The organism is Candidatus Saccharibacteria bacterium, assembly GCA_016700315.1.
In the GTDB taxonomy this organism is placed as follows: Bacteria; Patescibacteriota; Saccharimonadia; order Saccharimonadales; family SZUA-47.
Window position 1 is genome coordinate 651,960 of sequence record CP065013.1, and the last position, 22,732, is coordinate 674,691.

20 protein-coding genes, 1 tRNA gene and 1 other RNA gene are annotated in these 22,732 nt (G+C 45.0%); 15 read left to right on the plus strand and 7 right to left on the minus strand.

From position 1 onward, the window contains the following. Nucleotides 1–24: 24 nt before the first annotated feature. A complete protein-coding gene (gene eno, locus IPO96_03410) occupies nt 25–1,299 on the minus strand; it encodes a phosphopyruvate hydratase (GenBank protein QQS64600.1) in 1,275 nt (424 codons plus the stop codon). Nucleotides 1,300–1,341: 42 nt separating this feature from the next. On the opposite strand from eno, the gene IPO96_03415 reads away from it, so the two are divergent. Continuing rightward, the gene (locus tag IPO96_03415) at nt 1,342–3,000 is read left to right on the plus strand and encodes a 2,3-bisphosphoglycerate-dependent phosphoglycerate mutase (GenBank protein ID QQS64601.1); all 1,659 of its coding nucleotides are present in this window, start codon (nt 1,342–1,344) and stop codon (nt 2,998–3,000) included. Between the two features lie 93 nt (nt 3,001–3,093). Here the strand turns inward: IPO96_03415 and IPO96_03420 are convergent, their stop codons facing one another. Continuing rightward, on the minus strand, nt 3,094–3,714 hold the full coding sequence (locus IPO96_03420; protein ID QQS64602.1) for a nucleoside monophosphate kinase: 621 nt from the start codon (nt 3,712–3,714) through the stop codon (nt 3,094–3,096). A gap of 89 nt (nt 3,715–3,803) precedes the next feature. Here IPO96_03420 and ppsA point away from each other — a divergent pair, with 89 nt between their 5' ends. The 10 genes from ppsA to IPO96_03470 all read left to right on the plus strand — a co-directional run bounded on the left by ppsA (nt 3,804) and on the right by IPO96_03470 (nt 16,793). Continuing rightward, nucleotides 3,804–6,176 (plus strand): phosphoenolpyruvate synthase, encoded by a 2,373-nt coding sequence (ppsA, locus tag IPO96_03425; GenBank protein QQS64603.1) that lies wholly within the window; start codon nt 3,804–3,806, stop codon nt 6,174–6,176. Nucleotides 6,177–6,270: 94 nt separating this feature from the next. Continuing rightward, entirely contained in the window at nt 6,271–7,710 is a 1,440-nt protein-coding gene (gene pyk, locus IPO96_03430; protein ID QQS64604.1) for a pyruvate kinase, read from the plus strand. 11 nt (nt 7,711–7,721) lie between these two features. Continuing rightward, entirely contained in the window at nt 7,722–9,023 is a 1,302-nt protein-coding gene (locus IPO96_03435; protein QQS64605.1) for a phosphoglycerate kinase, read from the plus strand. A 164-nt stretch (nt 9,024–9,187) separates the two neighbouring features. Then, on the plus strand, nt 9,188–9,985 hold the full coding sequence (locus tag IPO96_03440) for a triosephosphate isomerase (GenBank protein QQS64606.1): 798 nt from the start codon (nt 9,188–9,190) through the stop codon (nt 9,983–9,985). Further along, nucleotides 9,985–10,500, plus strand: a complete 516-nt coding sequence (locus IPO96_03445) for a hypothetical protein (protein QQS64607.1) — start codon at nt 9,985–9,987, stop codon at nt 10,498–10,500. Before IPO96_03440 ends, IPO96_03445 begins: the two co-directional genes overlap by 1 nt. 22 nt (nt 10,501–10,522) lie before the next feature. Further along, nucleotides 10,523–12,679 (plus strand): UvrD-helicase domain-containing protein, encoded by a 2,157-nt coding sequence (locus tag IPO96_03450; GenBank protein ID QQS64608.1) that lies wholly within the window; start codon nt 10,523–10,525, stop codon nt 12,677–12,679. 55 nt (nt 12,680–12,734) lie between these two features. Then, entirely contained in the window at nt 12,735–13,952 is a 1,218-nt protein-coding gene (locus IPO96_03455) for a G5 domain-containing protein (protein QQS64609.1), read from the plus strand. A gap of 238 nt (nt 13,953–14,190) precedes the next feature. Next, nucleotides 14,191–14,520: a hypothetical protein gene (locus tag IPO96_03460; GenBank protein ID QQS64610.1), complete on the plus strand. Its 330-nt coding sequence runs from the start codon at nt 14,191–14,193 to the stop codon at nt 14,518–14,520. A 21-nt stretch (nt 14,521–14,541) separates the two neighbouring features. Continuing rightward, nucleotides 14,542–15,336 carry a ribosomal RNA small subunit methyltransferase A gene (gene rsmA, locus IPO96_03465; protein ID QQS65415.1) on the plus strand — a complete coding sequence of 265 codons (795 nt, stop codon included), beginning with the start codon at nt 14,542–14,544 and terminating at the stop codon, nt 15,334–15,336. 173 nt (nt 15,337–15,509) lie between these two features. Further along, entirely contained in the window at nt 15,510–16,793 is a 1,284-nt protein-coding gene (locus IPO96_03470; GenBank protein ID QQS64611.1) for an MFS transporter, read from the plus strand. A 3-nt stretch (nt 16,794–16,796) separates the two neighbouring features. Here the strand turns inward: IPO96_03470 and IPO96_03475 are convergent, their stop codons facing one another. Then, nucleotides 16,797–16,976, minus strand: a complete 180-nt coding sequence (locus tag IPO96_03475; protein ID QQS64612.1) for a hypothetical protein — start codon at nt 16,974–16,976, stop codon at nt 16,797–16,799. A gap of 110 nt (nt 16,977–17,086) precedes the next feature. On the opposite strand from IPO96_03475, the gene IPO96_03480 reads away from it, so the two are divergent. Beyond that, a complete protein-coding gene (locus IPO96_03480; GenBank protein ID QQS64613.1) occupies nt 17,087–17,842 on the plus strand; it encodes an SIMPL domain-containing protein in 756 nt (251 codons plus the stop codon). Between the two features lie 70 nt (nt 17,843–17,912). On the opposite strand, the gene ssrA is transcribed toward IPO96_03480, so the two are convergent. Beyond that, nucleotides 17,913–18,307, minus strand: a transfer-messenger RNA (tmRNA) gene (gene ssrA, locus IPO96_03485). 160 nt (nt 18,308–18,467) lie between these two features. On the opposite strand from ssrA, the gene IPO96_03490 reads away from it, so the two are divergent. Both IPO96_03490 and IPO96_03495 read left to right on the plus strand, forming a co-directional pair. Further along, entirely contained in the window at nt 18,468–18,905 is a 438-nt protein-coding gene (locus IPO96_03490; GenBank protein ID QQS64614.1) for a hypothetical protein, read from the plus strand. A 1-nt stretch (nt 18,906) separates the two neighbouring features. Further along, nucleotides 18,907–19,083 carry a hypothetical protein gene (locus IPO96_03495; GenBank protein ID QQS64615.1) on the plus strand — a complete coding sequence of 59 codons (177 nt, stop codon included), beginning with the start codon at nt 18,907–18,909 and terminating at the stop codon, nt 19,081–19,083. Here the strand turns inward: IPO96_03495 and IPO96_03500 are convergent. Continuing rightward, on the minus strand, nt 19,080–20,090 hold the full coding sequence (locus IPO96_03500; GenBank protein QQS64616.1) for a beta-lactamase family protein: 1,011 nt from the start codon (nt 20,088–20,090) through the stop codon (nt 19,080–19,082). The two genes, IPO96_03495 and IPO96_03500, sit on opposite strands and share 4 nt — an antisense overlap. Nucleotides 20,091–20,567: 477 nt before the next feature. Between IPO96_03500 and IPO96_03505 the strand changes: the two genes are divergently transcribed. Then, nucleotides 20,568–20,643, plus strand: a tRNA-Phe gene (locus tag IPO96_03505). Nucleotides 20,644–20,871: 228 nt separating this feature from the next. Here the strand turns inward: IPO96_03505 and IPO96_03510 are convergent. Next, nucleotides 20,872–21,852, minus strand: a complete 981-nt coding sequence (locus IPO96_03510; GenBank protein QQS64617.1) for a Fic family protein — start codon at nt 21,850–21,852, stop codon at nt 20,872–20,874. An 80-nt stretch (nt 21,853–21,932) separates the two neighbouring features. Further along, the gene (locus IPO96_03515; GenBank protein QQS64618.1) at nt 21,933–22,343 is read right to left on the minus strand and encodes a hypothetical protein; all 411 of its coding nucleotides are present in this window, start codon (nt 22,341–22,343) and stop codon (nt 21,933–21,935) included. Between the last annotated feature and the right edge of the window lie 389 nt (nt 22,344–22,732).

The window sequence follows — 22,732 nt, forward strand, 5'->3', positions numbered from 1 at the left end:
CAAATTATTATTTCGATAGCAAAGTTATTGTACAAAAGGCCTTACGATTACCAAATCTGGTGCTTGCTCGGCGATGCGGAGGAGCTCGTTGTATTTGGCTACTCTTTCGCTGCGCGATAGCGAACCTGTTTTGACCTGCCCAGCACCAGTTCCAACTGCCAAATGGGCGATGAATGTGTCCTCAGTTTCACCGCTTCGATGTGAAATAATCGTTTTCCAGCCGTTGTCTCTAGCCATGTTTATGGCCTTGATTGTTTCGGTAAGCGTGCCGATCTGATTGAGTTTAATCAGAATGGCGTTGCCAGCTTTCTGGTCGATAGCTTTTCGCAACCTTTCGATATTAGTTACTAGAAGATCGTCTCCGACAAGTTGAATATCAGCTCCGTAGTTAGCTGTCATTCTAGCCCAGTTAGCCCAATCATCTTCTGCTAGACCGTCTTCGATAGACACGATTGGGTACGCGCTACAGAGCTTTTTGTACCAGTTAATTACTTCGGTAGCTTCAAGTTCTTTCTGGTCAACAGGGAAGTGGTAGAGCTCATCTTTATAAAGTTCGCTAGAGGCGACATCGAGCCCAAAAGCAATCTGCTCACCAAGTTTGAAACCAGCCTTACGCACTGCTTCAACTAGCATTTCTAAAACAGCTTCATTGCTATTTACTGGCACAGCGAATCCGCCCTCGTCGCCTACTTGGGTTGGTAGCTTCTGCTGCTCAAGAATAGTTTTTAGTGAATGAAAAACTTCTGCTCCCATGCGGACCGCATCGGCCATAGACTGTGCGCCAATTGGCAGGACCATTGCCTCTTGAATGTCAGCGCCGCCAAGTGCGTGCTTGCCGCCGTTGATGAGGTTCATCATTGGCATTGGTAGGTTCATTTGTGGGTTGCCAGAGACATCATTGAGGTGTCTAAAGAGTGGTAAGCCGCGCTGATTGGCGGCGGCGCGGGCAGCTGCTAGAGAAACCGCCAAAATCGCATTGGCCCCGAGACGTGATTTGTTTGGTGTACCGTCGAGATCGATCATGATTTGGTCTAAGCGAAACTGGTCATCGGCTGGTTTGCCGAGCAGCGCATTGGCAATCTCACCGTTAACGTTGGCTACTGCCTTTAGTACGCTTTTGCCACTGTAATTTTTTGGGTCACCGTCACGTAGCTCATGCGCTTCGTGGCTGCCGGTACTCGCTCCCGAGGGTACGGCTGCCCGACCCAGAATACCAGTAGAAAGTATCACATCTGCCTCAACAGTTGGGTAGCCGCGCGAATCTAAAATTTGTCTAGCAATAATTTGTTTTATGTCCATATATATAATTTTAACAAGCTTGTGCTTATAATAGAAAGTAATATGGCGCTGATATATTTTTATGATGCTTCAGAAATTGACGTATCTCAGATTACGGAAGGTTTGTCAGGGACAGACCACCACTGGGAATTTGTCAAAGATAGCATAAATGCCGAAAATCTAGATCCGGAGACCGAAGTAATATCGGTTTTTGTGACTAGTGTTGTGACCAGAGAAATCATCACTAGATTGCCAAAACTAAAGCTGATTGCCTGTCGCTCAACAGGATTCAACAACATTGATCTAGCAGCCGCTACTGAGCATGGCATAACGGTGGTAAATGTTCCAACTTACGGTGAAGCGACGGTAGCGGAGTACGCCTTTACACTTCTGTTGGCGCTGGCACGCAAGTTGCCGCAAAGCTTGGATTTTGTCGGGCGCGACAATGATGTTCGTGCGCTCATTGGCTGGGATCTCAACGGCAAAACCATGGGTGTAGTAGGGACCGGTCACATCGGCCAACATACTATCAAGATTGCTAAAGGCTTTGAAATGCGTGTCGTGGCCTACGACCCTTATCCAAACGAAAAAGCTGCCAAAGAGTTGGGCTTTGAGTATGTGTCGCTGGATGAGTTGATGTCAACTAGTGATGTGATTAGTGTTCACGCTCCGTATTTACCGTCAAATAACCATTTAATTAATTCTGAGAAGCTTAGTTTGATGAAACCTACTGCTGTCATCATTAATACCGCTCGCGGTGAGCTAGTAGACACTCAAGCACTTGTTGAAGCTCTAAGAAACAAGCTAATAGCGGGTGCAGCCTTAGATGTGCTTGAGGGCGAGAAATTGATGGATCTGAACGAGGAAGTAGCGTTGCTCCGTCGGCATACTTTAGCGCCAAATGCACTAAATCATAGCATGGCGATTATGGCGCTGAATAAAATGGACAACGTAATTCTAGCACCGCATAATGCTTTTAATACGCTTGAGGCAGTTGGCCGGATTAATGGCACCACATGTCAAAATATCATTCGCTTTTGGTACGGTGAGACGCCAAACAAAGTCGAACCTGGCAAGCCAAAGATGGGCAAACTACTTATTACTAGGCACGCAGAGTCGGAATGGAACGCTTCAGGTAAGTGGACGGGTACAACGGACGTTCACTTGAGTCAAAAAGGCTTTCGAGAGGCGGCGATGCTTGGAATTGCGCTAGCTGAAACAGGTATAAAAATCGATAAAGCCTACTGTTCAAATCTAATTCGAACTCTTGAAACTTTAGAAGGAATACTTGACTCGGCACAGCAGTTCAACGTCGACGCTGAGCGCAGTGGTGCAATTGATGAGCGGGATTATGGCGACTATACCGGCAAAAACAAATGGGAAGTCCAAAAACTTGTTGGCGAGAGTGAATTTAATCTCATTAGGCGTGGCTGGGATCACTCAGTACCAAATGGTGAAACTCTGAAAATGGTTTACGAGCGAGTAGTGCCGTTCTACGAGGATACGGTATTGCCGCTACTCAAGAGCGGCAAGAATGTCATGTTAGTTGGGCATGGAAATAGTATGAGATCTTTAATCAAGTATCTCGAGAACTTAGATGACGATGCGGTTGAGTCGCTAGAGATGCTTTTTGGTCGAATTGTAATTTACGACCTTGACGATGATGGCAAAATGAACAGTAAGATTGAAAAACAGATTGATTCGCCCGCACCAAAGGCCTAGGGTCTAAATAGCTGATATGATTTTGCTTTAACTTACTTGTTGCCAACCAAAACCATCGATTATCAGAAACGTTCGTTAATTTATGCTAAGAGGCTAGTTTTTTGCAGTAGCTAATTGGTATAGGGCGTCGATGATTTCTTGGCCTACTACTTCGCGGTCTTTGTTGTCGTCAATAACTAGTAGCAAGTCTTTTTCCCTAAAATGATCTATAACAGCTTGGGTTTTGGCGTATTCTTCGAGACGTTTCTTTAGCGCCTCTCGGCCGTCGTCGGCACGCACACCCCGATCATGAAGCTTTTTCGAGATTTCAAAATGATGCCAGACGCCTGCTTCCGGGAGGTCAAGTAAAATCACGGCTTTAATTTCGTGTCCGGAACTTAGGCAGGCGTTTTCGATGACCGCAACTTCTTCTGGCAGACGGCCGACTGAGCTGAGAAGTAGCGGTACGCCACTATACTCATGATGATTAAAAAACGGTGGGATAATCTGAAGAAAAAGCTCGCTGGGTATGATCCCACCTTCAGCCATTATTCGCTGGACCTCTTGATTACCATGATTGTGCCGCAAAATATCGCCACCAGAGACAACCTTGCCGCCGAGCAGTTCCGCAAGAGCTTGTGCTTGAGTGTCTTTTCCTGAAAAGGGCGGGCCGTAAAAATTGATCGAGCCGCTTCCGAGCCACTGTTTGATTTTGTCTATTTTGTTTTTTTCCATATCAAAATTATAGCATTTGAACTCTACTAGCATAAGAGGTATCATAAAAGTAACGAAAACTAAATAACAATTTAAAAGGTGGGCTTTCTATGTACAAATACTTAAAGTTTTTTGAAGAACTGTCAATCGGTGATATTCCCCAAGTTGGCGGCAAAAATGCTTCGCTGGGCGAAATGTATCATCATTTGCGACCTCAAGGAGTTAATCTGCCGAACGGTGTTGCTACAACTGCTGATGCTTATCGCTACTTCCTAGAGCAAGCGGGGCTGAACGCAGGTATCGAAGAGGCCCTGTACGGTCTAGATGTTAGCAATGTACATGATTTAGCCTCTCGAGGTGCTCGGATTAGGCAGATGATTGTTGATGCTAAGTTGCCCGACGATTTTGAGGAAGAGATTAAGCGCGGTTATCGAGAATTATGTGAAAAATGCGGTCATGGTGACCGTGACATGGTGGTGGCAATTCGCTCGAGCGCTACAGCCGAAGATTTGCCAAATGCTTCGTTCGCCGGTCAGCAAGCAACCTTCCTCAACATCAAGGGGGAGCACCATGTATTAGAGTCAGTCAAAGAGTGCATAGCATCATTGTTTACCGATCGCGCCATTGTCTACCGTGTTACCAATGGTTTTGATCACATGAAAGTAGCCTTAAGTGTTGGCATTCAACAAATGGTGGCTGTGAAAAGCGAATGTGCTGGCGTAATGTTTACTATCGATACAGAGTCGGGCTTCAAAAACGCCGTCGTCGTTAGTTCTATTTATGGTTTGGGCGAAAACATCGTGCAAGGCCACGTTAGCCCGGACGAGTTTATTGTCTTTAAGCCAACCAGAGCAATCCTAAAGCGCCATTTGGGAACCAAAAAGATGAAAATGATCCCTGTTGGAGGCAGTAAAACCAAAAACATTGCTGTTTCGCAGGCCGACCAAGATCGCTACTCGATCAACGATGACCAAGTGCGCACACTGGCTGACTGGGGAATAAAAATTGAGCAGCACTATGGTCATCCGATGGATATTGAGTGGGCGCTAGATGAAGACGACAAACAGCTCTACATCGTGCAGGCGCGCGCCGAGACTGTTCAGTCCCGCCGTGATGCCAATGTTGTCGAAGAGTACAAGCTGAAGGGCGAAGGAAACGTTATTGTTACTGGAACTAGTGTTGGCAATAAAATCGGTAATGGCCGAGCCAGCAAAATCATGAGCGTTAAAGATATTGATGACTTCAAAGAGGGTGACGTCTTGGTCACAGAAATGACAGATCCGGACTGGGTGCCAATTATGAAGATTGCTAGCGCCATTGTGACCGACAAGGGCGGACGTACTTGTCACGCAGCAATTGTCAGCCGTGAGCTAGGTATACCTTGTGTAGTCGGTACGGGTAACGCTTCCGAGATTATTAAGGACGGCCAATCAGTTACGGTGAGCTGCGGCGGCGGTGGCGACGAGGGTCATGTCTATGACGGCATTATTGAGTTCGAGGTACAACGAACTGACATCAAAGACCTCGAGCGACCAAAGACCAAGATAATGATGAATATTGGTTCGCCAGATCATGCCTTTGCCTACTCGCTAATACCCAACGACGGTGTCGGTCTGGCCAGGGAAGAGTTTATTATCGACTCGCACATCAAGATTCACCCTCAAGCACTACTGCATTTCGACCAAGTTAAAGACAAAGCAGTTCGTGCTCAGATCAACAAACTAACCAAAGGTTACGATGATAAAGCTCAATACTTTATCGACAAATTGGCTGAAGGCATAGCGATAATCGGAGCTGCTTTTCACCCAAACCCTGTGATTGTGAGGTTTAGCGACTTTAAGACAAATGAGTACGCAAACCTAATTGGCGGCACACAATTTGAGCCTAGCGAAAACAACCCGATGATCGGTTGGCGCGGGGCGAGTCGTTACTATAGCGAACAGTACCGTGATGCATTTAAGCTTGAATGCCAGGCTTTTCTGAAAGTCAGAAATGAAATGGGGTTAACTAATGTTAAGGCGATGGTGCCTTTCTGCCGTAGTATCGACGAAGCCAAAAAAGTCCAAGAAGTCATGGCTGAAACCGGACTAAGGCGTGGTGAAAACGGCTTTGAGCTTTACGTAATGGTCGAAATTCCAGCAAATGTCATACTGGCTGAGCAGTTTGCTGATCTATTTGATGGATTTTCTATCGGTAGCAATGACCTAACGCAGCTGACTCTTGGAGTAGACCGCGACAACCACACCGTGGCCCATGTTTACGATGAGAATAACGAAGCAGTTAAGATTTTGATCCGCGAGGCAGTTAGGGTAGCTAAGGCCAAGGGGCGCAAGATTGGTTTGTGTGGCCAAGCGCCGTCTGACTATCCAGAATTTGCTAGGTTTCTGGTTGAGACAGGGATCGATAGTATTTCGCTTGCTCCCGACACTATCGTTAAGACAACCATTGACCTAAAACAGACCGAGAATAATCTCGGTCGCTAAAAGTTTGTTCGGGATTTATTGTTGAGTTTTAGTCTACGAAATATCATCTATTTTCCCCTGTATTTTTCACGTAAATTAATGTAAAATTAGAAAAATGAAATTACTCACAAAACACGTCGATCACCCGCATTCTTCGACACTAAAGCGGGCTAAAATCATTGCAACCGTAGGTCCTGCAACTGATTCTTATGAACAGATTTATAAACTAATCGAGGCGGGCGCTAATGGTCTGCGTCTCAATTTTAGTCACGGCACTTACGAAGAGCGAGCGAAACAGATCAAATGGATTAGAAAAGCTGCTACCGAGCTAGGAGAAAATGTTGCAATAATCCAGGACTTGCAAGGGCCAAAGATACGGCTTGGCGACTTCGAGGGTGTCTTAGAAGTTAAGAAGGGCCAGAGTCTGTCGTTCAAGTACAAGGCTGATTATCAAAGAACTGGCCATCTGCCAACGCAATATGATCTTAGCAAAAAAGTTAAACGCGGAGAGCGCGTTTTGCTTTTTGATGGCAAGGTGCAAACGACTGTAACTAGTGTACGTGATGGTGTACTTCATGTAACTGTAGAGAATGACGGATTTTTGATTGCCCGAAAGGGCATTAATCTACCCGACACCGACTTTGGCGGTGACATAATCACAGAAAAAGATAAATCTGATATTGCTTACGGATCAACAGTTGATATTGATTATGTGGCACTTAGTTTTGTTCAGACTGCCAATGATATAAGAACACTTAGAACTAAACTGAATAATTTAAACAGTAAAGCTCGTATTATAGCCAAAATTGAAACAGCTGGAGCGGTAGAGAATATCGAGGAAATTGTTATCGAAACCGATGCCGTCATGGTAGCGCGAGGTGACCTAGCCATTGAAACTCAACATGAACTAGTGCCAGTTGTGCAACGTAAAATCATTGGACTCGGCCATTTACATAGTAAGCCAACGATTGTTGCTACCCAAATGATGGGTAGCATGGTTGAAAATCCTGAGCCATCTCGTGCTGAGGTATCTGACGTTGCGACTGCTGTGCTAATTGGAGCCGACTGTGTCATGTTGAGTGACGAAACCGCAAACGGCAAATATCCTATTGAGGCTGTCAAGATGATGAAAAAAGTTATTCGCTATAGCGAGACAAACTTGCCTTTACAGCTTCGTCTTCATGATGGGGCTAACGAATTTAGCAAACAATCTGCCATATGTAATTCGATTATTACATTAGCGAAACAACTCCCTGCTACGGCGATTGTCGCAGAAACAAAATCTGGGGCAACGGCGCTACAGATTGCTGCTCGTCGTCCGGAAATTAGCTTACTTGCTGTCACTAGCGATGCAAGGGTAGCTAACCAATTGGCAATTTGTTATGGAGTCAAAAGCTATGTCAGAAAAGATGGAAAATACGCCGCAAGCAAGCTTACAGATTGGTTGCTCAAGCATAAAGTGCTCGAAAAAGGCGATATTGTTATTACCGCATCAGGTAAGTACCCCGGCGTCGTCGGTACAACTGATACTATAAAAGTGAGAGCTTTGGAATAAGGAGTTTAGGGGTGGGGAAGTTTGGCTTCAAAACGGTTCGAGATATTGATCTGAAGGGCAAGCGAGTTTTGTTACGAGCTGACTACAACGTGCCACTTGATGGGTCAAATAAAATCACTAGTGATTATCGAATCAAAATGAGCTTACCGACGATTCAATACTTGCTAGATAAGAACTGCTCGGTTGTTATTTGCTCACATTTAGGTCGGCCAAAAGCTTTTGGGGATCCAAAGACTAGTTTAGAGCCTGTCGCGAAACGACTAGCCAAGCTCTTAGACCAGCCAGTGAAGTTTGTGAGTGACTGCGTCGGCGATGAAGTTCGCGAAAGCTGCTCAAAACTCGCTCGCGGCGAAGTTCTGCTACTAGAGAACCTGCGCTACTACAAGGAAGAGGAAGAAAACGACGCTGCTTTTGCTAGGAAGCTAGTCGAAGCAACGGACGCCCAAGTTTTTGTACAAGACGGCTTTGGTGTCGTGCACCGAGCCCATGCAAGCACTTCGGCTGTGACTAAGCTCCTGCCCTCGGTCGCCGGTCTCCTGTTAGAGAGAGAGGTCACTACTCTTGAGGGCATTATTGACAAACCGCAAAAACCGCTATTGGCAATTATCGGTGGTGCAAAAATCAGCGACAAAATAACTATTATCGAGAAATTCATTAGTCTAGCTGATGCGGTAGTGATCGGTGGTGCAATGGCTAATACTTTCTTGAAAAGCGAGGGCGTAGAAGTTGGTGATAGTCTTTATGATAAAGAAGACCTACCGCTTGCCCGTAAGATTATCGCAGCTGCTCGTAAGGAGACAGCTAAAAGGAAATTTGTATTTTACTTGCCTCAGGACGGTGTTGTCGCCAAAAAATTGGACAGTAAATCGCCGACTCGAATTGTTGACTGGGATGCTCACGTTATAGCCAGTGTAGAGAGTTACCCAAATAAGCCAAAGCGCTCGAGCGCCATTGTTGCAGAAGACGAGAAAATACTAGATATTGGCCCATTTAGTGGGGCTTTTATCGCAGGGCTAATTCAGTTGTCTTCAACTGTACTCTGGAATGGGACGATGGGCGTGACAGAGGTTGTTGGAGTGCAGGGGCCGGTGGGGCCGTTTGCTCATGGTAGTGAGGTTGTGATTGAAGCTTTACTTGGAGAATTTGGCTGCAAGCCATTTAGTGTTATCGGAGGCGGAGATACCACGGCCTACGTTGAAGAACGTGATTTAACGGCTCAGTTTGGACATGTGTCGACAGGCGGCGGCGCATCTTTAGAGGTTTTAAGTGGTAACAAACTGCCAGGTGTAGTAAGTTTACAAAAGAAAAGGTAATATAAACTTAAGTATTATGCACGGCGTTAGAAAAAAACTAGTCATCGGAAATTGGAAGAGTCAACGCTTCGCTTATGAGGACAACCTACGGTTTTCCTCATCGCGCCGAGTGCGAAGTGAATTCGCCACTCGGGCTACTCTTTTCCCTTTATTAGGAGGATTTTATGCACGGCGTTAGAAAAAAACTAGTCATCGGAAACTGGAAGAGTCACATGAACGTGCGTGAGTCTAGTTTACTGCTTAAGCGTCTTGACGATCATATCAAAGTTAATCGTACGGTTGAGATTGCTTTGGCACCAACTTTTTTGGCACTACAGCCGTTAAGCCTACAGATCAACAGACGGAAGTTCCGCCTTTGTGCACAAAACGGCAACGACCAAGACGAAAGTGCTTTGACTGGGGAGGTTAGTTTTTCTATGATGCGAGGCCTTATTCACTACTCAATTATCGGGCATTCATCTAGACGACTTTATTACGACGACAACTTAGATGCGGTGCGGAAGAAAATGGCGGCGGCTGTCCGAAATGGCATAGTGCCAGTTTTATGCGTCGGTGAAACCAAGCAAGAGCGCCTAGGCAAAGAGACTCGGCGTGTTCTGCACGATCAGCTAACAACGGCCCTCGCCGACCTAACAGCAGAGGAAGTTGCCGATGTTGTTATTACTTATGAACCTGTTTGGGCGATTTCAACTTTTGATGGGGAAATACCAAAACCGGCTGTTGTTATAAGAGAAATAAAATATATTCGATCGCAGATAGCCGATCTCTATGGGCAAAATATAGCCGAGCAGGTACACGTTCTATACGGTGGTAGTGTTGACGATCATGATGCTGGATTTTTCATGTCTCTTCCGGGGTGTGATGGTGCGCTAGTTGGAGCGGCCAGCCTGAATTACCATAAGTTCACCAAGATTGTCGAAGCCGCAGCAGAATCAGCGCGTAAAACAGGGGATATAAAGTAATGGCTGAAAAAAAGATTCTTGACGTAGCTAAGCCAGGGACTACGCCGGCAGACGAGACAGCAAAACCAGTGATTGTCGGTCATCGTCCGAAGGTTCTCGATCCTATGGTCAACGAAGAAAAACCCATGCCTAATCAAGATACAGCTTCAGAAACTCCAGCTTCAACTCAGGCCGTCGCAGTAAAGCCAGTATCTTCAGACCTTAAACACCAGTCGCAATTAGGGGAAGAAGCTCCTAAAACTGACGAAGCAGCAGACTTTAAAGAGGTAAAAGATGCGTCAAAAACTGCCGATGAAGAATTAGAAAAAGAGGCTGTGCTGCAAGCAGAGATTAAGGAACTCGTCGCTACCAAAAAATACTTCGTAGAGCCATCCAACCCCGCCAGGTCTTCAGCCACAGCATTTGTGCTAACTGCACTGTTTGTGGTGATAATAGGTCTTGCCGTGCTAGCTTTTTTACATGACGCTGGGGCAATTGATCTGGGCATCAAGTTGCCATTCGACCTAATCAGGTAACTTTCTGCTAAAATAGTTATTAGTGCAAGATGTATTAGAGGGACTTAATGACGAGCAAAAAAGGGCGGTCCAAACAACTGAGGGACCGCTTTTAATTCAAGCTGGCGCCGGTTCAGGCAAGACCAAAACCTTGACGCACCGCATTGCATATATTTTGCAACAAGGCTTAGCCCAGCCTGCCGAAATTCTGGCCGTGACATTTACTAACAAAGCGGCACGCGAGATGAGAGAGCGCATTGCTCACCTTATCGGCGGCAATCCGTCCGATCGATTCTTCTTGCCTTTCATGGGCACGTTTCATAGTGTCTGCGTTAGAATTTTACGCCAAGACGGTGAGCAAGTAGGTATTGCCAGAAACTTCGTTATCTACGATGAGCCTGATCGGACTAGTACCATCAAACAGGCCAGTAAACAACTACAAATAAACGATAAGGATTTTCCGGCAAATGTTCTTAGTCATATTATTTCCAGTGCTAAAAACGAAATGATCGATCCGGCTGAATACGCTAGTCTTCCGGCCGGCTCACCAGCTCAACGAGTTGCCGCTCAAGTATACCCAGTTTACGAAAAGATCAAAAAAGAAGCTAACGCACTGGACTTCGACGACCTAATTGGCTACACCGCAAGAATGCTGATTGATTCCAATGAGATTCGCTCGAAGTGGCAAAATCAATTTAAGTACGTTTTAGTCGATGAGTACCAAGACACCAACGGTACGCAATATAAGCTACTAAAGCTACTACTAGGAAAACACCAAAACATCGCCGCCATAGGTGACGACTGGCAATCAATTTATATGTTTAGAGGCGCGGATTTTCGAAATATATTACGGTTCGAAAAAGACTATCCCAACACTACGATTATCAAACTGGAACAAAATTATCGCAGCACCAAACATATTTTGGACGCCGCTCATTCGATTATTACCAAGAACCAGCAGCGCAGCGATAAGAAGTTGTGGACGGCAGCTGCTGGCGGTAAGCCCGTTCAGGTTGTGGCTGTTGGCAGCTCGCGTCAAGAGGCTGAGACTATTGTCCGCCACGTCCAAGCAGCAGCCGGAACCGGCGCAAGAAACTACCGAGATTTTGCCATACTTTACCGCACTAACGCTCAAAGCCGTTCGCTAGAAGAAGTTTTGATACAGTACGGTGTGCCCTACCGCATCGTTGGAGGAGTGCGTTTTTATGACCGTAAAGAGATCAAAGATATTGTTGCCTACCTTAGGCTTATTTATCAGCCAAATGATCGTGCTAGTTTTGAGCGCATAGTTAATGTGCCTACCCGTGGAGTTGGGGCAACATCAATCGCTAAGTTTTATGAATGGGCGGCAAGTACCGGCATGAGTTTGAGTCAGGCGCTCGAGCATGTAAGCCAGTCAACAGTCACAGCAAAGGCACTTAACGGGCTAGTAGAGTTAAACAATCTGATTACTCGCGCCAGAGAGAACATGGAAGAGATTTCAGCCTCAGAAACACTAAGGTTAGTGCTGCAGCGCACAGATTATCTTGACTATCTTGATGACGGCACGCCAGCTGGCGAGGCCCGCAAAGAGAATGTCAAGGAACTACTCAGTGTTACTCGCGAGTATTCTGAAGTTGGGTTGGCGGGGTTTTTGGAAGAAGTAGCGCTGGTCAGCGACGTCGATAAAGCAGATTTTGATGCCGATGCGCTGACGCTCATGACACTTCACGCTGCCAAAGGCTTGGAATTTCCAGTGGTCTACATGGTTGGCATGGAGGAAACAATAATGCCGCATAGTCGTGCCATGTACGATGCCGGTGAGCTTGAGGAGGAAAGGCGGCTTTGCTACGTAGGTATGACCAGGGCGCGCGAAGAACTGTACTTGGTGCATGCTGCCTCAAGGCTACTTTATGGGGGATTACAGCATAATCCGCCATCGCGATTTCTGAGCGAAGTCAGCGGTGAGGAAGTCCGTAGTGCTGGTTTTGGTAATTCTTTTGACAGTGGTGCTAATGCTAACTGGACACAGAAGTTAGGCGGAAAGATCAGTCAAGAACCCCGTTATGCGCCAGAGTTGATGGAAGGAGACCGTGTTCGACATCAGCTTTTTGGCGAAGGTGTAGTTGTTGAGTTGGACGGAGACAATGCGGCAATCTATTTCAAAAATAAAGGCACCAAAACGCTCAACATTACTTTTGCACCACTAGAGAAGCTTTAGCCCGCAGTATCTATGGGCAACAAGCTCTATAGACTAGGCTATAATAAAACTACAAATGAAATTTTTGCACAACAAAAAATTTGATACTTTCAATTTTCGCCATCCATACTTGTTGCCGACGGTAATGGTATTTGGTTTTGTTATAGCGGTTCTGGGGGCTTTTGTGGCTTATGGAGGGGAAACAATCGGCGCCAAAGATACGCGAATTGTAAAAATAACTGCCGACAACTCAATCCGTGAAGTACCGACTCGTGCCAAAACCGTCGGCGAGCTTCTCAAAGCCTCGAGCATAGAGATCAAGCCAACCGACAAAGTCGTGCCAGGTATAGACACGCCAATTATCGAGGACAAACAAGAGATTGTGGTTTATCGTTCAAGGCCAGTTATAGTAATTGACGGAGCCAATCAGTATGACGTTGTCAGTGCCGAGCAAGACCCCAAAGCGGTCGCCGCAGCTGCCGGTTTAAGTTTGGGCGACAAAGATATCGCTGCCAGTCAGGCTTCAGACGAACCGCTTAGTAGTGGTTTGACCGCCGAAAAAATATCAGTTTTTAGAGCCATACCAGTAACGGCTATACTTTACGGTAAGATTTCGCAGTACAACACTCAGGCTAAAACAGTGGCCGAGTTTTTAAGAGAGAACCAAATTACTCTCAACGAAGGTGAGACGACTCAGCCAGAAGCAATCTATGCGGGGATTACGGCGGGTATGCTGATTTCTGTGAATAGTAAAAACACCAAGATAGTTTCATCTGTCAGACCAATCCCATTCTCTATCGAAACAAAAACAGACCCTAGTTTGTCCCCTGGCCAGTCAAAAGTTATTAGTGCCGGTGTGGCGGGAGAGCGCGCTGTGATATACCAAGTAAGTTACGATGGCGACAAAGAAGTCGGAAGAGTTGAGCTGAGCACGGTTACGACTAGGCCGCCGATCAATGAGGTGCGGGCCAAAGCTTCATTCCTACCTTCTACTCTTTCGGTCTCTGGCGATAAGCAGGCCTTAATGGCGGCGGCAGGTATTGCGCCAGAGTATTATGGCGCAGCTGACTATATCATAAGCCGTGAATCTGGCTGGCGCCCGGGCGCCGTGAATACCAGCAGTGGCGCCTATGGTCTGTGCCAAGCGCTGCCAGCCAGCAAAATGGCAACAGCCGGTGCGGATTATCTCACCAACCCCGTCACTCAGCTGATCTGGTGCACTGGCTATGCTAATGGACGATATGGTGGCTGGGGGGGAGCCTACCAAGCCTGGCTCGCCCAACACTGGTGGTAAGGGATATTTGCCGCGATCTTTTCTAATTAACAATAAAACTTCTAGCTCAGTCAAATATCTCTCACCCATATTACATAGCTCACTGCAAATTGATTCTGCCAAGCTAATTCTCTCGTAAACTGAAAAGGCCCCGGGTATTATAAAAATATGTTCAATACCACGCCGATTATTTAGAAGAAGGCTCTTGAAAGATAGCAGTGTTTAATGTAAATATATACTTAGTAAACAGGAGATCAGAATGAGCACTGTAGAAACATATTATGACCAGGGTATAAATCATGAGATATTGAGCGCCGTTAGTTCATCACCTGTTCAGGTAGGAGCAGCGATTAGGGCTGACAGAGAGATCGATATGTCACAGGTGGTCTTTGGGTATATTGGAGATCGTAAAGTGAACCAAACCCAGAAGGAAGAAGCTATACATGAGATTATGGGAGGATTGTTGATGCAAGGGCAAGCTAACTTTTATGCTATTGTTCGGTTTCCAAAACTACACAAAGCAATGGGTAGATTTGTTATTGGTAATCGACTTTATAAAACTCCAGCAAAAGTCGTACTCGAAGATTAGTTTTTAGTGAGTGCAAATAAAATCGCTTCTGAACCTAAAAAAGCTCTTGGGCAGCATTGGCTTAATGATGAGGTTGCTCTCAAGGCTATTGTTGATGCTGCCGAAGTCGTTTCTGAAGAGACAGTATTTGAAATTGGGCCGGGGCAGGGAGTTTTAACAGATGAGCTTTTGGCCCGGGGTGCCAAAGTTACTGCTCTTGAGTTCGACAACGAATTAGTCAAAAACTTGTTCCTAAGATACGCTATAGCAGAAGATAGGAACACGGAAAATCGAGTTAAAATTTTAGAGGGGGACATCAGGACTTTTGATCTGAGGCAGTTACCCGCAGGCTATAAGATCGTGGCTAACATTCCTTATTATCTGACGAGTAATCTTGTTAGACTGCTCGGTGAGTCGAGCAATAAGCCTGAGCGGGCAGTGCTACTTGTGCAAAAGGAAGTAGCTGAGCGGATTTGTGCCAAACCGGGTCAAATGAGCATGTTAAGCGTGGTAGCGCAGTGGTATTTTGAATGCTCGCTGGGTGTAGTAGTTCCTGCTAAATCGTTCACCCCACCACCAAAAGTTGATAGTCAAGTTGTGATCATGAAGACTAAGATAGCGGCCAGTAATGTTGATGAAAAAAGTTTTTTTCGGTTGGTCAAAGCCGGTTTTTCAGAAAGGCGCAAAACTCTTTTGAATTCACTGAGTGGCGGACTGGGTCTAGGCAAAAACCAAGTCGAAATTATTCTGAAACAAGCCAAAATCGAACCAAGTCAGCGCGCACAAACCCTGTCGATCGAAGATTGGCTGAATCTTTATCGAGCCTTCTCTTCTTAGATACTACCTAGCCGGGTTGCTTTATACCGAGGGGGGGTTAATATCAAAAAATGTCAACATAAAAACCTTTGGTCGTGGTTTTTATGTTGACATCGGTATTAATCACAGGAGTGGAGGGATCGGCGCTAAGTTAATCCTGGCGCATAAGTTATAATTGGTTGAAGGAGAAAAAGTTGAAGAACAAACTACAGAAAAAAGCACCTAGTCCTTTGACTGCTGTCTTTACGACGATTTTTATAGACCTGCTCGGAGTCGGAATTTTGATACCAGTCATGCCGCTACTGGTAACGCCTGGGGAATACCGGATCACACCAGATTACTGGAGTATTAAGGGTGGGTTTATACTGCTCGGCTGGCTTACTGCTGCTTACCCGATTGCACAGTTTTTGGCCGCACCGATTCTTGGACAACTATCTGACCGTCATGGTCGAAAGCGAGTTCTGGCTTACTCAATCTTTGGAACGGCGGTCGGCTACGCGATATTCGCTTACGGTATTTTATCTAAAAATATAGGCTTGCTTTTCTTGGGTAGAATAATTGATGGTCTTACCGGCGGTAATATTTCGGTTGCACAAGCTGCGGTGAGCGATGTCTCTACACCCGCTAACCGCGCCAAAAACTTTGGCCGAGTTGGGATGGCCTTTGGACTTGGTTTTGTGATTGGACCATACATCGGCGGCAAACTAGCCGACCCAAGCGTTGTAAGCTGGTTTCATACTTCTACGCCGTTTTGGTTTGCGATGTTTTTGAGTCTGGCCAACACGCTTTTCGTGCTATTTAAGTTTCCTGAGACTCACAGCAAGCCTTCGGGCGAGCCGATGGATTGGGCTCGTTCTATTACCAATGTTCGTCATGCTGTGACCATGCCAGGTGTACGTGCTGTAATGCCGACAGTTTTCCTTTTTACTGGCGGTTTTACGTTCTTCACGACTTTCTTTGGAGTGATTTTGCGTCAAAAGTTTGGTTTCTCGCAAGGAAACATCGGCGACTACTTTGCCTATGTCGGAATTTGTATTGCTGCCGCTCAAGGATTGGTAGTGGCTGTGGTATCCAAAAAGCTGAAGGATTATCAGGTACTAAGATTTGCTGTCGCCGGAACGGCTGTGGCCTTGGCGCTTTACGCCTGGGTGTCGAACTATCACTGGCTGTTTGCTGTAGCGCCGCTGATGGCAATTTTTAACGGATTGTCTTTTGCTAATATGCCAACGATTGTTAGCCGAGTCGCTCCAGATGGCAACAGGGGGGAAGCACTTGGCATATCGTCGAGCGTGCAGGCACTGGCTCAAGGAATTTTGGCGGCTATGTCGGGCTATATTGCTTCTATTAGCCAGTCAAAAGTCGTATTAACTGGCGCGGCAGTTGTGCTGCTTGGACAAATCGCTTTTTGGGTATTTTTTGACCCCCAAAGACATCGTAAAACCGAGCACGATCATCCTGAATTCGCTGGTTCACACTAATCACTAGCGAGTCTGACGACTAAATACTAGACCGTCTGGACTAAATGCCTCTTTTAGGGTCGGCGCAAAACCTCTTAGAGCTACTCCCGCGACTTGCGCAAAAGTTATTACTTTTAAGCCGGTTTCGTGAATTAATCCGTGTACAGGTACTCCGTCAGGACTTTTGTAGGCTTCGTGGGGCATTTTTGTGTTCCTTTATATAATAATTTTGTAATACTCCTTATGTTTATGCTTGTCAAGTGCACATCGCCTGAGGCATACTGTGTTCATAAACAATCGGAGGGTTAAAAAGCGTGGAACAGGATAAAAAAACGAAACTAAGTATTTCGCTCGATTATAAATGGCTAAGTTTGTTTTTGGCTGCTGTTATTGCTGCTATGCTAATCGTCTGGAAACCTTGGCAATCAAAGGCTGACAGCGGCAGTCGGACGATAGATGTAACTGGCCAGGCTACAGTTAAATCTCAGCCAGATCAGTTCGTGTTTTATCCATACTACGAGTTCCAAAATACCAATAAAGATGCAGCACTCGCTCAGTTGAAAGCAAAAAGCACCGAGCTTGTGGCAAAACTCAAAGAGTTGGGTGTTGAGGACAAAGATATCAAGACTAACAGTGATGGCTATGACAGATACTACTTTGCGCCAGATTCAAGCAACACGCCAACTTACACCTTGCGGCTAGAAATTACAAACAACGACAAAGATAAAACTCAAAAAGTTCAAGACTATTTGGTCAGTACGTCTCCAAAAGGTGCTGTTTCGCCACAAGCTGGTTTCAGTGAAGCAAAGCGTAAAGAACTTGAGAGCCAAGCTCGCGACGAGGCTACCAAAGATGCTCGCAAAAAAGCCGATCAATCTGCCAAAAATCTTGGGTTTAGTGTAGGTAAGGTTAAGTCGGTTAGCGATGGGGCTGGTTTTGGCGGTGTTATGCCAATGTACGCCGAAGATAGTATCAAGGCTGTTGCTCCAGTAGCAGACTCAACTCTGCCCGTTCAGTCAGGTCAGAATGAAGTCAGCTATAGCGTCTCAGTAACTTACTTTTTGAAGTAGTATCGTTAGGGGCGGTAGCCCTCCACTCCGGCAATGAAAAAAGCCCGATCAAAAGATCAGGCATTTTTCATGGAGGAGCTGGCGGGTACCGCCCCCGCGTCCGTCTGTTAACTTATTGGATGACTACAAGCTTAGTTTGTTTAATTTTCTTTCCTTAAGTTAACTCTTAACAAACAAAATGTTAGCTAAAGGGCAACTTGATAATCTTAGCTTTACTCCTCAAATAGTGGAGCAAAGAGCGTTCAGAAAATTTGGCGCTAATAATTCTCTATCTGACGTCGAAAATATAGCGGCTGTCTAAATAATTAGGCAGCTTGTGCAGCGAACTGGCGAGCATTAAGTATGCTGTCAATTGCGCTAGCTAACTTAGATTTTGCATCTAGTTTTTTGATCCGGCTAAGGTGCAGATCAGCCCCGCTTGCCATTCCAACTTATTAAACTAACGTCGAGCTTAAATTCAGCCCCTAGTCGTATGCTGCGCACTATCAATCGTCAAGAGCTTTGATATTGTACCCTTGCACACTCCTCTCAAGTTTACGAAATATCGCAAAAAATGAGAATAGTTTTATTATAGCACAAAGCTTGAGCAATTTCAAAAATAGAAAGTTTCTGGTACTTTAGAGGAATGAATTACCCAGAGCAGTTTAGTCAGTTACGAGAGCTTTTGGCACGATTTCCAGACAATCCAGCCGATGATTGCGTCGAAACCTTTAATCAGATATCTGCTAACCTCTGGCCCTATCTATCTCAAACATTCGCGTTAAAAATCGGTAGAGCTGTGCTAAATCTGCCCTCGACTTACCGCGACGGGGAAGGCTATAAGCTGCCAAGAGACCGAGTCAATACCACTGATATTTTAATTGTTGGTGACACTAAAACTAAAGTAGAGATAGAATCATTTGGAGCGGCCTTAATTGGTCCGATTGTTGTAGTAGAAAGATATTTCAATATTCCGATTAAATCAACTAAATATGATAATATAACCGGTCTCTGGCCAGTTAATAGACAGCTCAAACAGAGGCCATCATTGTGGTGGATTGCAGGTGGTGGATATAATACTTAGCATGAGTACAACCTCCGAAAAATGTCAGCAGAAACTGAGCTTTGACAGCAAGAAAGCGGCTATGACAGCTGCTACAGTTGCGAGCTTCCAGCATCATAGAGGAGAAAAAACCAAGCTGAAAGCCTACCAATGCAAGTCTTGCCAACTATGGCACTTAGCTACTAAATGGTTGGCCTAATATTTTGTTGTGAGTTTGTATGCGGCGTATTTTAGGTCGGAGCCAGAGCTAAAACTCGCTCCATTGTATAGTACTGCTCCTGACTTGCCGCTAGATATATTGTAAGCAACAGCCGCTCTGACGCCTGTTATTGTACCAGTGTGACCCCAACCGCCAGGCATTTTCATTAACCCTAATCCATAAGCAGAGTTAGCAGTTGAACCCTTCATCGCCTGAGATGATAATGTTGGGCTAAGTAACTTCTTAAATGCGATGGGTAGTATAGATGCAGCATGTGGTGTTAAGAACCAAGCACCGGCTGGACCGAGAGCTTTATTTTTCCATGCCGCATAGCCATAGTACTTAAAATCCTGGGTAGTTAAAGCTTGCTCCGAATTAAGCATATACTCAGCAGAGCCGAGTCCAAGAGGCTGAAAAACCTTTTCGCTAGCCGCTTGTAGGTATGGTTTTTCAGCTTTTTGATCGATGAGTAAGCCTAGTATGGTGTAGTTAGTGTTTGAGTACTGATAGGCGCGGCCTGGAGTGCTCTGTAGGCTAATGCTGGTTGCATTCTTAGCAATATTTCGCCAGTCGTAGTTATACTTTGCAGCCGTTGTTTGGCTGAAATACCAGTTCTTTGAAACCTGAATACCGCTGGTATGATTCAGTAGCTGCCTTACTGTAATTTTGTTCCATCTAGTGTCGCTGGGTTTTTTCATTGTGCCGGCCGCCAGTTGGCCGATAAAAGGCGAGTCGAGACTAATTTTGCCCTCGTCTACTAAACTTAGAACTGTAAGCGAGGTTATCATTTTTGACACGCTAGCAACGCCATAGCGCGTATTCGGCGAACTATTGAGGCAGGTTGATGATAAATCTGCTGCTTTTGTTGCGCCACTAAACTTAGAAACATTTACGCCGCTTGCAGTCATGTAACACGAGCTAAGAGCCAAAACGGGGCTGGCAGCTATATTTATCAAAACCGATAACGTGACAATAAGTGTGGAAACGACACCAAAAAACTTCTTCATAAACACAAGTATAACAGAAAAACCTAGAATTGCAAAATAATTGTTTAACAATGTGCGGTCTGGAGGGATAATGTGCTAAAATATAGTTAAACCAAATGGCTCTTTAGCTCAGTTGGTAGAGTGAGAAAGTCCAGTGGATCCGCCAGCTGGCGGATCGCAAGGCCGGAAACTAATTTTGAACTTGTTTAAAATTAGTTGAGGCGGGGTCGCAACTGATTTGCTTGCAAGTCAGATTGTAACGAGGCCTGAAATTCGGCCGTCACTAGCGCAGAGACTGCTTTGTTTGTTAAACTAAAGCAAACCAAATGGCTCTTTAGCTTTAGTTGTGAGGATTGCCTGTGGCAGTCTGTAAGAGAACTTTTCAGGATACAACTTGTTGTATGCATGAAAATTCTGTGGGCAGGCGAAGCTTGCCAGAGCAGAGGGCCTCTGCTAGCAAAGAACGTACCTTTACTGATAAAATTTAGTTACCCAAATGGCTCTTTAGCTCAGTTGGTAGAGCAGAGGCCTGAAGAGCCTTGTGTCCCCAGTTCAAGTCTGGGAGGAGCCACCAAAATTATCAACAGATACGAAAAGTTCTAGAAAATATATTTTCTAGAACTTTTTAGTTTTCAATCTGTTATTTTAGTTCGAGTTTGTTGGGGTTGTATACGCGTGACTAAGAAAGAACTTTGTGAAGAGATTTTACGGGCTGCTAAGAATAGCTATAAAGAACTAGCGGATATACTCATTAGAATGATAAAGCAGAGCTAGATGCCTTACGGCTAGTTAAGTAACTAAGTTACTCCTTTAATTCAGCTTTTAAGATTACATCTAACGATTGTAAGCTACTAAATTCATAAAAACTTAGGTATGCAATAGACAGTGAGCGTGCATCGGTTTTGCGCAAGCTAAACCCACGCCCAACAGATGCTAGTAGCAACGCATTTGCTAGCAAGCGCCCCGTCCTCTTGTTGCCATCTTCAAATGCTTGCAAGTACGGAATGAGTGAGAGCGCTAGTAAAGCCCTACCGTATGGTTGTGCTGCTTTACTAATTATGCCCAGTATCTTGTCTGCTTGTTCGCGTAATTGCTGTGGGCCAGATAGAAGCTTGTAGTTGCTTGCAGTAATACCCACTAGCTTCCTGCGCAGTCCTGATTCTATATCCAGGTTTTTACCTATAATTTTGTGTAGCTCTTCTAGAGTCGCAAAACTCACTGAACTTCTAAACAATTCTAGATTAGTCATAATAAATGCAATGGCATCTTTATGATTCAAAATCATTTGTGTTTCGAACTCTGTTCGGTTTTTTGCACGCACGCCTTCAGTAAGCAACAACTGCGTGTCCAAAAGTGTATACGTATTACCTTCGAGCGAAGAGGACTTCCAGGAAAGTTCAACTGTAAGATGCTCGAGTTCTTTTGCAGATATTTTAGTTTCAGATACGTTTACGCCATACGGGAACAATGCGTCTAGCTCACTGCCATTAAGTGAGTCCAGCCAGTCTATGAATTGAAATCTATATTGTGAATCGGGTCTTTGGTCATTGTCAAAAAGCTTAGCCGGCACGCTGGTCTGTAAAATGTTTTCATAGACACAGTTGTATTTTGGATTGTTATTGCTTCCTTGTTTTGTAACTAGACCAAGCTCAACAAGGCGCTGAAGAGCACGTTGAACTGAACGTACATCGGGCGCATTAGGCTGCGCTGCTATTTGACTCGCCTGCATAAGCCCGTTCAATACATGAATCAGTGCAAACGAAGTGCCTTTGTTTAGTTTCATACGACAATTTTAACACGTATTTCATTTTTATTTGCATTTTTGTCGCATGAGGGTCATCTATTTTTAGTGGTCTATATATTTCAATGCAGGAATACGTAGAGCCTTTCTAGTAATAGTGTAAGCACGAACCATGCTGGTATAAAATCTAGACGTATTAAATTATTCACAGAATACCTTGATCCCTTGTAATTATCCTCCCACGGACATTTTCCAAGTATCTTACGGAGGAAGAGTCCAAACTTGTACTCAAGTATGTAAAGAATTAAGGTATAAGCAACCCCTCTTATCAATAGATGAACAGCTTCGTAATAGTTTTCTGCAATAGCTAACAAGGGATATGCCAAGCCATAGATAGGTATCATCCATATATAGCTGTAACCTTTTAGGCTATTATCTTGAGACTTTCTAAATCTAGCTATTGCGGTAAAAACTACCTCTACGGTGACGCCAACACTAGCAAATATTACAAAGTAGACTATATCCTCCATCATAGGATGACTATACATGAGTATCGACTATTGATCACGAGTTTCTTACTGCACGGCATGAACCGCAGATGCAGTTTGAGGATTTATAGGTAAGAATGATGCGAGTTTATCTGAATCAAGGACTATTGCATCTACCTTTAGTTGTTCTAAACGATTGTTTAGCTCAATAAGGTCAAAGAAAATGTAGTGCCAGTTGCCCCTGTTAGAGTCCACCAGATAAGAACGTCAGCGATATTGTTGGCGTTTTTGTTTTTTTGGGACACAAGGTGAGCCTTGCGCTCGAGTAAGTATTCAAACATCCATATCAAACAATTAAGCTTTTTGCTATGCTTAAGCCATATGGCAAGCAATATGAGTGTAGAACAGCAGTTGCTAGATAAATATTCTGGGGA

Bases quoted from the DNA above. Each gene is read 5' to 3' on its own strand.
- eno (QQS64600.1), bottom strand. From the start codon at position 1,299: ATGGACATAAAACAAATTATTGCTAGACAAATTTTAGATTCGCGCGGC.
- IPO96_03415 (QQS64601.1), top strand. From the start codon at position 1,342: ATGGCGCTGATATATTTTTATGATGCTTCAGAAATTGACGTATCTCAG.
- IPO96_03420 (QQS64602.1), bottom strand. From the start codon at position 3,714: ATGGAAAAAAACAAAATAGACAAAATCAAACAGTGGCTCGGAAGCGGC.
- ppsA (QQS64603.1), top strand. From the start codon at position 3,804: ATGTACAAATACTTAAAGTTTTTTGAAGAACTGTCAATCGGTGATATT.
- pyk (QQS64604.1), top strand. From the start codon at position 6,271: ATGAAATTACTCACAAAACACGTCGATCACCCGCATTCTTCGACACTA.
- IPO96_03440 (QQS64606.1), top strand. From the start codon at position 9,188: ATGCACGGCGTTAGAAAAAAACTAGTCATCGGAAACTGGAAGAGTCAC.
- IPO96_03445 (QQS64607.1), top strand. From the start codon at position 9,985: ATGGCTGAAAAAAAGATTCTTGACGTAGCTAAGCCAGGGACTACGCCG.
- IPO96_03455 (QQS64609.1), top strand. From the start codon at position 12,735: ATGAAATTTTTGCACAACAAAAAATTTGATACTTTCAATTTTCGCCAT.
- IPO96_03460 (QQS64610.1), top strand. From the start codon at position 14,191: ATGAGCACTGTAGAAACATATTATGACCAGGGTATAAATCATGAGATA.
- IPO96_03475 (QQS64612.1), bottom strand. From the start codon at position 16,976: ATGCCCCACGAAGCCTACAAAAGTCCTGACGGAGTACCTGTACACGGA.
- IPO96_03490 (QQS64614.1), top strand. From the start codon at position 18,468: ATGAATTACCCAGAGCAGTTTAGTCAGTTACGAGAGCTTTTGGCACGA.
- IPO96_03495 (QQS64615.1), top strand. From the start codon at position 18,907: ATGAGTACAACCTCCGAAAAATGTCAGCAGAAACTGAGCTTTGACAGC.
- IPO96_03500 (QQS64616.1), bottom strand. From the start codon at position 20,090: ATGAAGAAGTTTTTTGGTGTCGTTTCCACACTTATTGTCACGTTATCG.
- IPO96_03510 (QQS64617.1), bottom strand. From the start codon at position 21,852: ATGAAACTAAACAAAGGCACTTCGTTTGCACTGATTCATGTATTGAAC.
- IPO96_03515 (QQS64618.1), bottom strand. From the start codon at position 22,343: ATGATGGAGGATATAGTCTACTTTGTAATATTTGCTAGTGTTGGCGTC.